This window comes from Thermoanaerobacterium aotearoense (genome assembly GCF_009905255.1).
Taxonomy (GTDB): Bacteria; Bacillota; Thermoanaerobacteria; order Thermoanaerobacterales; family Thermoanaerobacteraceae; genus Thermoanaerobacterium; species Thermoanaerobacterium aotearoense.
Window position 1 is genome coordinate 2,126,396 of sequence record NZ_CP047602.1, and the last position, 11,983, is coordinate 2,138,378.

4 protein-coding genes and 3 rRNA genes are annotated in these 11,983 nt (G+C 40.4%); all 7 read right to left on the reverse strand.

The annotated features are described in order from the left end of the window. Position 1 precedes the first annotated feature (1 nt). The 7 genes from GSH73_RS10520 to GSH73_RS10550 all read right to left on the reverse strand — a co-directional run bounded on the left by GSH73_RS10520 (position 2) and on the right by GSH73_RS10550 (position 11,885). On the reverse strand, positions 2 to 958 hold the full coding sequence (locus GSH73_RS10520; RefSeq protein WP_014758053.1) for a carbohydrate ABC transporter permease: 957 nt from the start codon (positions 956 to 958) through the stop codon (positions 2 to 4). A gap of 12 nt (positions 959 to 970) precedes the next feature. Continuing rightward, entirely contained in the window at positions 971 to 3,880 is a 2,910-nt protein-coding gene (locus GSH73_RS10525) for an extracellular solute-binding protein (protein ID WP_014758052.1), read from the reverse strand. Between the two features lie 357 nt (positions 3,881 to 4,237). Then, positions 4,238 to 5,302, reverse strand: coding sequence for a LacI family DNA-binding transcriptional regulator (locus GSH73_RS10530; protein ID WP_014758051.1), 1,065 nt, complete (start codon positions 5,300 to 5,302; stop codon positions 4,238 to 4,240). Between the two features lie 210 nt (positions 5,303 to 5,512). Next, positions 5,513 to 5,667: ribosomal RNA gene (rrf, locus tag GSH73_RS10535) — 5S ribosomal RNA — on the reverse strand. Positions 5,668 to 5,708: 41 nt separating this feature from the next. After that, positions 5,709 to 8,586: ribosomal RNA gene (locus tag GSH73_RS10540) — 23S ribosomal RNA — on the reverse strand. Between the two features lie 337 nt (positions 8,587 to 8,923). After that, a 16S ribosomal RNA gene (locus GSH73_RS10545) occupies positions 8,924 to 10,482 on the reverse strand. The 16S, 23S and 5S rRNA genes sit together here, the layout of an rRNA operon. Before the next feature lie 278 nt (positions 10,483 to 10,760). Next, the gene (locus GSH73_RS10550) at positions 10,761 to 11,885 is read right to left on the reverse strand and encodes a Gfo/Idh/MocA family protein (protein WP_014758050.1); all 1,125 of its coding nucleotides are present in this window, start codon (positions 11,883 to 11,885) and stop codon (positions 10,761 to 10,763) included. Between the last annotated feature and the right edge of the window lie 98 nt (positions 11,886 to 11,983).

The window sequence follows — 11,983 nt, forward strand, 5'->3', positions numbered from 1 at the left end:
TTCAGTTACCTACCCTTCTGAGAAGCTTTCCAATTAATTTATTTGAACCAACCATCAATAAAAATAGAATAGTAGCAATAGCAGAAGCATATCCCATTTCATATCTTATAGATCCATAATCCATCAAGTGCGTCACTATAGTTGCTCCTGAATAATTGACACTTGGATTACCGGCCAGTTGTATTGATATATCTGCAACAGCAAATGACTGAGTTATTTGCATTACAGCTCCAAACAGTAGTTGAGGCTTCATGGAAGGTAGCGTCACGTACCAAAGTTCCTGCCATCTATTTTTTATGCCATCAATAGCAGCAGCTTCATACATTGATTTGTCAATTGTCTGTAATCCTGCTATAAACGTTAAGAACCCTGTTCCAAGGCTCAGCCATAATTGGACAATAATCAAAAATGTCATAACGTACTTTTCTGTTTTCATCCAAACTATTGGTGCATTTATAATATTTAGTGCTAATAATATTCCATTCAAAATCCCATATCTGTCCCCTCTTAATACATAATTCCATATTACATAAGCATTCCCTGATATCGATGGTGCGTAAAATATTAATGTAAGGAACGTCCTGAGTTTACCGTTAAATTCGTTTATCATCCATGCGAATAAAAGACACATTACATAACTTATTGGTCCAGTTATAACTGCAAATATCAATGTATTTCTTATAGCAATTCTAAAAACATCATCCTCTAAAAAGGCCCTAACATAGTTATTCCAGCCTATAAATTTGGGTGGTTCTAAAACATTAAAATTTGTAAAGCTCAATGCCATCGACATCAGTACAGGTAGGACAGTGAATAGAAAAAATAATATAAAATAAGGTGCTATCATTATATACGACGTCTTATTCTTCATTATTTTAGCTTTCAGTGACCATTCGTCTCTATGTCTTCTTTCAACATTTATCATTGGTTGATCTAAAGCAACATCTAATTGATTCATTATTCTCTCTCCTTATTTTTTAGGAATTGAAAGCCCAAATTCTTGCCTCTTAAACGTAATCTCATCGTTAATATACCTTACATATTCTGTAAGAGCTTCTCTTGGCTCCATTTTGTTATTGTTTTCGGCAAAAACGACTGTATAAAATGCATTGTTTATATTTCGCCATGTGAAATAGCTTCCAGGTATCTGTGGAATCCCTTTGACCCATTCCGCTTGGCTTTTTAAGGCATCATAATCGTCAGACGGCCATGGCAAGCTTTCAAATGCTTTGATATTTGCTGTAGGATATCTAGCGGCAGCTCCCATCAAAGCCTCCAACTCTTGACTATACCTTATTTGCGTATCTGTAGAAACCCACCATTTCATGAATTCCCAAGAAGCTTCTTCATTTTTCGTTTGTTTTAACATTATAGTAGCAGTTCCAGTACTTCCAACAGAATAATCTATCTTTCCGTCTTTCGTTACTGTACCGGGAACCATGCTAAATCCCCATAGTCCCTTTATATCAGGTGCAGAAACTTGAAGTTGATTATACAAAGTATAATCTGCAATTACAATCGGAGCCTCACCAGTTCTAAATCTTTGATCTACTGGATTCTGCGTATCCAGTTTATAATCTGTATAAAATTTACAATACTCTTTAAATGCTTTTACTGCCACATCGCTATCTAATTCTGAAGATGTAGCATAAGAATTATAATATTTTCCACCATTTTGATATAATAACATTGCAAAAATATTCTCGTCCGGTAACATTCCAAGATCCATTTGATTTTTACTTAATACCGAAAGTGCTGATTCCATTTCATCCCACGTCTCCGGTACTTTTAGTCCTAATTCATCCAAAATATCTTTTCTATAAAACATCATCGGCCAAGTCTGAGTCTCAGGTAGCGCAAATGTATGTCCGCCAAACTCATATGGTACCATGGCACTTTCCCTAAATTGTTCCTTTACATCAGCTAAGTCTCTAAACTTTCTCAAATCTACTACAGCATTACGCAATCCATAATTCATTGGTAAATCAGTAGCAACTTGAACAGCAACATCAGGACCTTGCCCTGCTAAAGTAGCTGGTAAAAGCATGTTAATATCCACAAGCATGACATTAACATTGATATTGGTTTTTGGCGTAAATGTCTCATCAATCAATTTTTTAAGAACATTTGCCTGATCCCTTCCAGTGCCAATCCATACTGTAATTGTCCTTGTACCCCGTCCTCCTTTTGCAACATTGCCAATAGCATTATAATCGATTACAAATGAATAATATAAAGTCTTGACCTCATGTACAAATCTATTCCAGATAGAATTATCTCTTTCTGTAATTTTTACATTTGGTGAATGTATGTAAATCACGTCAACAGCTAAAGGCTGATTCACGACACCTGTAATCCATGTCCCTAATGCACTAATGTCCATTTTGAAAGCTCCTAATATAGCAGGAAGTCTTTCAACATCAGGAATTACGTAATTTAAATCAGCTACCATAGTACTTAATGCAGCTTCCCTATCGCTACCTGTTCCTGCAACTTTTTGAAGATCTTTTATGGCAGCATTGAGCTTATTTCTCTCATCTATTAATTCTTTATCTAATTCGGGTATATTTTGTTCTATATTATAATCTCTATAACTATCTGGATCAACTCCTGTTATGCGAATTACTTTCCTATAAGTTGAATTAAGTTCTTGCATAACGCCCTGAATTTGTGAAACTATGTTACCAAAATTTCCTAAAACAACTTCCATTCTGATGGTATGCTTTCCCGTTTCTAAATAAAATTTATATTTCTCACCTTTAGAATTTTCTAATGTAACCATATGCCATTGACTATTGTACGTAAAACCATAACTATTCATTTCATCAAACGGGACTTTCCCATCTATTGTTATCTTTCTGGAAGTATAAATTCCTCTTACGAAATTTTGTCGTACATTCATTGTAATGTAGTAATATCCACTTTCTGGTACATTAAAGTCCCACTCTAACCATTGTCCAACGATACTCCAATTACCATCACTACCTATTGTATTATTTTTTAACTCTTTTGCACTATACGGATATACAGAAGGGGATGATTTATCTTGTGTAGGATGAAGCATAGGTGAAGATTTCCTGTTTGCATCTTCTGCTTCAATTTGGATCTCTTGATTTAAAGTATCTTTCATTCTCTTTCCATCAAGATTCTTAATAACCTCACTGTATGGCAAAACTTTTGATGAATTATCTAATATTATCTTGCGAAGTAACATTGGCTCTCGTACAGAGTAGAGTGTAATTTTATGAACACCCTTAGTCAGATACAAAGAAAGGTTTTCTGTAACATAACCTTCACTATCATAACAATAACTTGTTATCCAATCAGGTTTTTCTTTTTGTTCTGGTATTATGTCATTACCTCTATTATCCCTCTGCCATTTATTTGTTGCATTAACATATATTCTTTGAAACTCAATCAATCCAAGCTCTTTATATGGCAAAGAACTGTCAACAAATATAGCTCTTTGAATTGGCCCACCCGTCCCTTCAATGGGATAATAGACAATAGATATATCATAAAAACCTTCCTCTTCTATATTGACATTATAATCAATATATCCTTTTTCCCCAATATATATTGATATACCGCCCATTCCTTTATAATTGGCATATTCCCTTACCTGCATACCATTTGTATTTATATAATCCTTTGCATCGATTTCATATTTTACATTTGGTCTTAACTTCGTATCATGTTCTTTTAAATATTCGTTGTAATTAATCCCCTTTATCTCTGCCTCATTAAGAATCTCTTTATAATTTTCATAATACCTGTTGAGTTTTACACTTGTAGAATTATCACCTGTTGAAGCAAATACTAAATTGTAGCTAAAAATTAAAAGCATTATTGTAAATAATAAATACCTTAAATATCTCATGCTTTCAATCCCCTTCTTTGAGATGTGTATAAATTGTGTATTTATTATGTATTTATTATGCATTATTATTGCATTTATATTGACTAATTATATTATAGCAGATATTTTAATCTAATGCAATCCTTATCAGAATAATTTCTTGTATTTTTTTTACTTACATTATTATATTTTACATTGGCAACCAATTATCATTATATAGTTATTTTGCAACATTTAATGCACTATTAATGCGTGAAAAACAAAATTATTCTTAATAATTATTAAAATTAAAAAGACTCTTTTTGCACAGTGTAAGTTAAATTAATATTGCAACTTCACAGTGCATAAAAGAATCTTTAACAATAACAAATCAAATTTTTAATTAAATATGTCAGCATGCTGGCTATGAATGATTTTTTCTGAAGATTTTCTAAAGATAACATCCGTATAAATAAATATCACTTCTGTTGGAAAAGTAGGATTTTCAATTCTCCACATTAGTTGCTGAACAAGTCGCCTACCCAACCTTTGATTGCCAACACGAACAGTCGTAAGATATGGTTCTATAACTTTAGCCATACTTTCCAAATCATCATATCCTGTAACAGCTACATCATCAGGTACTGATATACCTTTATCTTTTAAATAACACACAACATCTAATGCAATATTATCATTAGCACAAACAATTGCGTCCGGTATATATGCAAACCCATTAAGAGCCTTTTCAACTTCTTCTGTTACATAAAATTTATGCTCCGTATGATATGTTGCAATGATGGACTCATCTAACGGTATGCCAGCATCATTTAATGCTTTTAAATATCCTTTAAACCGGTCATTAATAGATTTACAATAAGTTATATCCCCTATGAAACCAATTTTCTTACACCCTTTTGCAATAAGATCTTTAGTTATTGTTTCTATGCTTTTTTTACCTTCAGGAATAATTATATCATAATCGTAAGCTATACTTGAAATATCAACAGGTGCATCTAGAAAAACCATAGGAATTTTGTATTTTTTTATTTCATCTATATATTTATTTGAAAAAACACTTAATATAATAATACCAGAAACATCTCCATCTAATTCTATCGGAAGAATGATATTTTCTTCATCTTCATCACTAACAAAATCAAGCTGTAATTTGTTTCCTCTTTCTTTTAGTTCATCAGCAATTCCCATCACAATGCTATTCCAAAATGGAGATATTTCTCTCCTAGCCAACACGATAAATGTTTTAACATCGTCTTTTTCTTTTATCTTAAATAAATTTAATAAACTAGAAGGAAGTTTTGAATATCCTAACTCATTTGCTTTCTTTACAACATTGTATTTTGTTTCATAAGATACTTTATCACTATTTTTTAATGCCTTTGAAACAGTATTTCGCGATAGATTTAGCTCATTAGCAATATCTTGTATAGTTACCTTTTTCATAACATTTACCCTTCCTCATCGCTATTGATAAATATATTGTACTACAATTATGTAAATTATGTAAAAGTTAAATAACTTTTTAAATCATATATGCACAATTAAGTTTACTATAATTTTGCATTTTTATCAAGTGTTTTTTCCTTTTTTTATAATTATTGTATAAAAAAAGAGATAGTCCATTTAAAACAGACTACCTCTTTTATAAATTTTTACCGGCAGCGACCTACTCTCCCGAGTAATCAGTACCATCGGCGCTGGAGGGCTTCACTATCACCCCAAAAAGTCTTGCGACTTTTCGGGGGACCCCGATTTGGGACCGTGTTCGGTATGGGAACGGGTTTTTAACCTCCGCTATTGCCACCGGAAATCTTTTAAATGAACTTTGAATACTGCACAATGCTTTCCTTTGGTCAAGTCCTCGACTTATTAGTACCGGTCAGCTAAAAGTATTTCTACTCTTACACCTCCGGCCTATCTACCTCGTCTTCTTCAAGGTGTCTTACTCCTTTCGGATGGGAAATCTTATCTTGAGGTGGGTTTCACGCTTAGATGCTTTCAGCGTTTATCCCTTCCAAACTTGGCTACCCAGCTGTGCGAATGGCTTCGCAACTGGTACACCATCGGTTTGTCCACCCCGGTCCTCTCGTACTAAGGGCAGATCCTCTCAAATTTCCTGCGCCCGCGACGGATAGGGACCGAACTGTCTCACGACGTTCTGAACCCAGCTCGCGTACCGCTTTAATGGGCGAACAGCCCAACCCTTGGGACCTACTTCAGCCCCAGGATGCGATGAGCCGACATCGAGGTGCCAAACCTCCCCGTCGATGTGGACTCTTGGGGGAGATCAGCCTGTTATCCCCAGGGTAGCTTTTATCCGTTGAGCGACGGCAATCCCATTCTCTACCGCCGGATCACTAAGCCCGACTTTCGTCCCTGCTCGAATTGTCTTTCTCGCAGTTAGGCTACCTTCTGCCTTTGCACTCTTTCGCGCGATTTCCTTCCGCGCTGAGGTAACCTTTGGACGCCTCCGTTACTTTTTGGGAGGCGACCGCCCCAGTCAAACTGCCCGCCTGTCAGTGTCCATATGCCGGCTTACGGCTTATATGTTAGAATTTCGGTAATATCAGGGTGGTATCCCAACGTTGGCTCCATATAGGCTGGCGCCCATACATCTTAGCCTCCCACCTATCCTGTACAGATATTACTAAAATTCAGTGACAAGCTGCAGTAAAGCTCCATGGGGTCTTTCTGTCCTGTCGCGGGTAACTCGCATCTTCACGAGTACTACAATTTCACCGGGTCCCCCTTCAAGACAGCGCCCAAGTCGTTACGCCTTTCGTGCAGGTCGGAACTTACCCGACAAGGAATTTCGCTACCTTAGGACCGTTATAGTTACGGCCGCCGTTTACTGGGGCTTAAGTTCTGAGCTTTGGATTTTCTCCTAACCCTTCCCCTTAACCTTCCAGCACCGGGCAGGCGTCAGCTCCTATACTTCGTCTTTCGACTTAGCAGAAACCTGTGTTTTTGGTAAACAGTCGCTTGGGCCTCTTCTCTGCGGCCTTTCGGCACTCCTTCTCCCGAAGTTACGGAGTCTTTTTGCCGAGTTCCTTAATGAGGGTTCTCCCGCTCGTCTTTGGATTCTCTCCTCGCCTACCTGTGTCGGTTTGTGGTACGGGCACCTAATCCTCGATAGCAACTTTTCTTGGCAGCCCCTTCGAAACTTCGCCTTACGGCTCCCCTTCACAGCTCTTATGAGCTTTGGTACTTCACTCAAAGCTCTTTTCGTCGCTGCTTGGACGTGCTCTACCAACCGCACGCTTTTCTTATCTCGCTGCGTCCTTGCTTCTCTTTTGGCGGATTTCGGTGGTACCGGATTTATTACCGGTTCTCCATCGCCTACGCTTTCGCCTCGGCTTAGGTCCCGACTTACCCTGGGCGGATTATCCTTCCCCAGGAATCCTTAGGCTTTCGACGGTAAGGTTTCTCGCCTTACTCTCGTTACTTATACCGGCATTCTCTCTACTGTACTGTCCAGATTCGCTTTCGCTTATCCTTCTCCCTGTACAGTACGCTCCCCTACCATTCTTTTTAGAATCCGTAGCTTCGGTGGCATGTTTTAGCCCCGTTTATTTTCGGCGCGGGATTTCTCGACCAGTGAGCTATTACGCACTCTTTGAATGTATGGCTGCTTCTAAGCCAACATCCTGGTTGTCTTGGAAATCCTACTTCCTTTCCCACTTAACATGCTCTTTGGGACCTTAGCTGTCGGTCTGGGCTCTTTCCCTTTTGACCACGGATCTTATCACTCGTAGTCTGACTCCCAGGGTCTCAATATGGCATTCGGAGTTTGATAGGCTTCGGTAACCTTCTTGGCCCCTTGTCCATTCAGTGCTCTACCTCCATATTTCCTTCCCCCTGAGGCTAGCCCTAAAGCTATTTCGGGGAGAACCAGCTATCTCCGAGCTCGATTGGAATTTCTCCGCTACCCACAATTCATCCCATGACTTTTCAACGTCAACGTGGTTCGGGCCTCCACCAGATCTTACTCCGGCTTCACCCTGATCATGGGTAGGTCGCACGGTTTCGGGTCTATGATATGCAACTTCCGCCCTTTTAAGACTCGCTTTCGCTTCGGCTCCGCTTTCGCTTAACCTCGCTGCATATCTATAACTCGCCGGTCCGTTCTACAAAAAGTACGTGGTTGCTTTCGCTTCCACTGCTTGTGGACATATGGTTTCAGGTTCTCTTTCACTCCCCTCCCGGGGTTCTTTTCACCTTTCCCTCACGGTACTATGCGCTATCGGTCACTTAGGAGTATTTAGCCTTGGGAGATGGTCCTCCCGTCTTCCCACCGGGTTGCCTATCCTGTGGTACTCTGGATCCCACTCGGTATATTTCGCTTTCGCCTACAGGGCTTTCACCTTCTTTGGCCTGCCTTCCCAGGTCTGTTCGGCTTCGCTTTTTCATACCTTTTTTGTGGTCCTAAACCCCATCACCATTGGTGATGGTTTGGGCTCTTTCCTTTTCGCTCGCCACTACTCAGGAAATCGATTCTTTCTTTCTTTTCCTCGCGCTACTTAGATGTTTCAGTTCACGCGGTGTCCCCTCCTCATGGCTATGTGTTCACCATGGGATGCTTAAGTATTACCTTAAGCGGGTTTCCCCATTCGGAGATCTCCGGATCTACGTCTGCTTGCGACTCCCCGGAGCGTTTCGCCGCTTGCTGCGTCCTTCTTCGGCTCTAAGTGCCTGGGCATCCACCATACGCCCTTTCTAACTTGACCTATTGTTTCCTCGTTTTTTTCGTTACCCTTTTTTAGCATTGTGCAGTTTTCAAGGTTCACTTATCTGAGGGTCTTAAACCCTCAAAACTGAACAGTGAGATATCGTATTTATTTTTTCGCTCACACAGGCTTCGTGTTCTATGTGTCTTCGATTCTTTCAGCTCGTTTCGCTAACGGCACTTAACGACGTCCTGTCATAGTGCCTCTCGCGTGGTCCTTCACGCTCGTACGCTTCACTCGCTTCATTCATCGGACACATTTTCGAACACTTCGCTATGTGTTCGCTCTTAAAATAAATACTCTTTACTTATCCTTGTTGTAAGGATTTGCTCCTTAGAAAGGAGGTGATCCAGCCGCACCTTCCGATACGGCTACCTTGTTACGACTTCACCCCAATCATTTACCCCACCTTCGGCAGCTCCTCCCTTTCGGTTAGGTCACTGACTTCGGGTGTTGTAAACTCTCGTGGTGTGACGGGCGGTGTGTACAAGGCCCGGGAACGTATTCACCGCGGCATGCTGATCCGCGATTACTAGCAACTCCGTCTTCATGCAGGCGGGTTGCAGCCTGCAATCTGAACTGGGACCTGTTTTCTGGGATTCGCTCCGGATCGCTCCTTCGCTGCCCTCTGTTCAGGCCATTGTAGCACGTGTGTAGCCCAGGGCATAAAGGGCATGATGATTTGACGTCATCCCCGCCTTCCTCCGTGTTCTCCACGGCAGTCTCGGTAGAGTCCCCGTCTTTACGCTGGTAACTACCAACAGGGGTTGCGCTCGTTGCGGGACTTAACCCAACATCTCACGACACGAGCTGACGACAACCATGCACCACCTGTCTCACAGCTCCTCTTTCGAGGCACTCTGGTATTTCTACCTGATTCTGTGGATGTCAAGCCCTGGTAAGGTTCTTCGCGTTGCTTCGAATTAAACCACATGCTCCGCTGCTTGTGCGGGCCCCCGTCAATTCCTTTGAGTTTCAACCTTGCGGCCGTACTCCCCAGGCGGGATACTTATTGCGTTAACTCCGGCACGGATGATGCTTCACCCACACCTAGTATCCATCGTTTACGGCGTGGACTACCAGGGTATCTAATCCTGTTTGCTCCCCACGCTTTCGCACCTCAGCGTCAGTTCAAGTCCAGAGAGCCGCTTTCGCCACTGGTATTCTTCCTGATCTCTACGCATTTCACCGCTACACCAGGAATTCCGCTCTCCTCTCCTTGACTCAAGCTGTTTAGTTTCAGATGCACACCCTCGGTTGAGCCCAGGTTTTTCACATCTGACTTTTACAGCCGCCTACGTGCTCTTTACGCCCAGTAATTCCGGACAACGCTCGCCCCCTACGTATTACCGCGGCTGCTGGCACGTAGTTAGCCGGGGCTTTCGTATGGTACCGTCACTATCTTCCCATACTATTGAGCTTTACGACCCGAAGGCCTTCTTCGCTCACGCGGCGTCGCTGTGTCAGGGTTTCCCCCATTGCACAATATTCCCCACTGCTGCCTCCCGTAGGAGTCTGGACCGTGTCTCAGTTCCAGTGTGGCCGTTCACCCTCTCAGGCCGGCTACCCATCGTCGCCTTGGTGGGCTTTTACCCCGCCAACTAGCTAATGGGACGCGGACTCATCCTATAGCGGATTTCTCCTTTCTTCAAAAAGTGATGCCACTTCTTGACATTATCCGGTATTAGCACCCCTTTCGAGGTGTTATCCCAAACTACAGGGTAGATTGTCCACGCGTTACTCACCCGTCCGCCGCTATCCGGCACTCAACTTTGCGTTTACTCATTTTCTCTCTCTTTTTCTGTAAGCGCTTAGTTGAGTGCCGGATCGCTCGACTTGCATGTGTTAGGCACGCCGCCAGCGTTCGTCCTGAGCCAGGATCAAACTCTCATGTTTATATCCTTTGCTCGCATATCTCACTGTTCGGTTTTCAAGGTTCTCTTCCCTCGCCGCTTATCGCGACATCGTCTATATTACCACATTATCTTCTCTCTGTCAACTGCTTTTTCTTTGGTTTTTTCTGGTGTATCCTTTCGCTCCTCATCGAAGCGACGTATGTTAATATACCACTTCTGAAAAAATACATCAACATTAAAATAAGTCTATATAATTCAAAATAAACGAGATAATGCAGAAATTACCGCAATTTTCTCGTTTATTCTCCTTTTTACGACTTAAAGTTTTATCAAAGAACCATCATTTTTCGCAGATTCTATTATTTTATCTATCACCAACTGGCTTTTATAAGCTTCATCAAAAGTGGGTGTTTCTTTATGTACTATTTTCCCATCTACAATGTTTAAGAAAAAATTCATAAGACTTGCTAAATGCATGTCTACCATAGATCCCAATGAATACTTAGGATCTGGATATATAGTTTCTAAGTATTTTGAAAATATGCTTTTGTTTTTATAAGTGCCAATCGTATATTGATTTTCATTTTTTATATATAGATGAGCGTATCTGGGCTCCTTTGTGGATATTTTTATTGAGCCTTTTGTACCGTATATTAAAAATTGTGTTTCTTCCTCAATCTCTGCAGATATCCTCGATGTCTCAACAGTACCCCAAGCACCACTTTTCATGGTTATTCGCGCTTCTGTCCAATCATCTACATCTACTTCTTCGTATTCATCTGCAATCCTTGATACAGGCCTTTGTTTAAAATACGTCTTTGAGTTTGCTTGAACTTCACTTACTTCTCCTAACATAAATCGAACAGCATCAATAAGATGTATACCCAGATCTATTATCGAACCGCCACCAGATGTGTCAAAGCGCATTTTCCACGACATAGGTCTTTTTGGATTCAAATATCCGGAGTGCAACATTAAAGCTTTAAAATTAAGCACAGCTCCTATTTCACCATTTTTAATCATATCCCTCGCTTGGTTTATCGCAGGCATAAATCTGTACATCAAAGCCGCTTGATTTATTATATTTTTATCATTTGCCATTCTTGCCAGCTCTAACGCTTCTTCCCCATTTAATCCAATGGGTTTCTCAAGGTACACATTCAAATTTCTTTTCATTGCTTCGATGGCTTGTACTTTATGTAAGAAATTGGGAGTACATATATCAATAGCATTTAAGTTCTTATCTTCCAACAATTCGTCAACGGTTCTTACACCGCCTTCAAAAAAGTATGGTATATCGTTTATGTCATTTTTACATACTGAACCAAATCTGATTTTAAATGGTAGGTCTTTAAAAATCAAAGGCATCGCAAAACATGCGGTAGCATGAATAGTCCCAATGTATCCCAAGCCCACAAATCCTAACTTTATCTCTTTTGGCATAGCAAACACCCTTTCGTTAAAAATTACCATATTATCTATTATAAATTATACTACATACTCGCATGATTATGAAATTCACCAAAAAAATCAAAAAACGG

Excerpts from the sequence above, each read along its gene's own strand:
- GSH73_RS10530 (WP_014758051.1), bottom strand. The coding sequence starts at position 5,302 with ATGAAAAAGGTAACTATACAAGATATTGCTAATGAGCTAAATCTATCG.
- GSH73_RS10550 (WP_014758050.1), bottom strand. The coding sequence starts at position 11,885 with ATGCCAAAAGAGATAAAGTTAGGATTTGTGGGCTTGGGATACATTGGG.
- GSH73_RS10525 (WP_014758052.1), bottom strand. The coding sequence starts at position 3,880 with ATGAGATATTTAAGGTATTTATTATTTACAATAATGCTTTTAATTTTT.
- GSH73_RS10520 (WP_014758053.1), bottom strand. The coding sequence starts at position 958 with ATGAATCAATTAGATGTTGCTTTAGATCAACCAATGATAAATGTTGAA.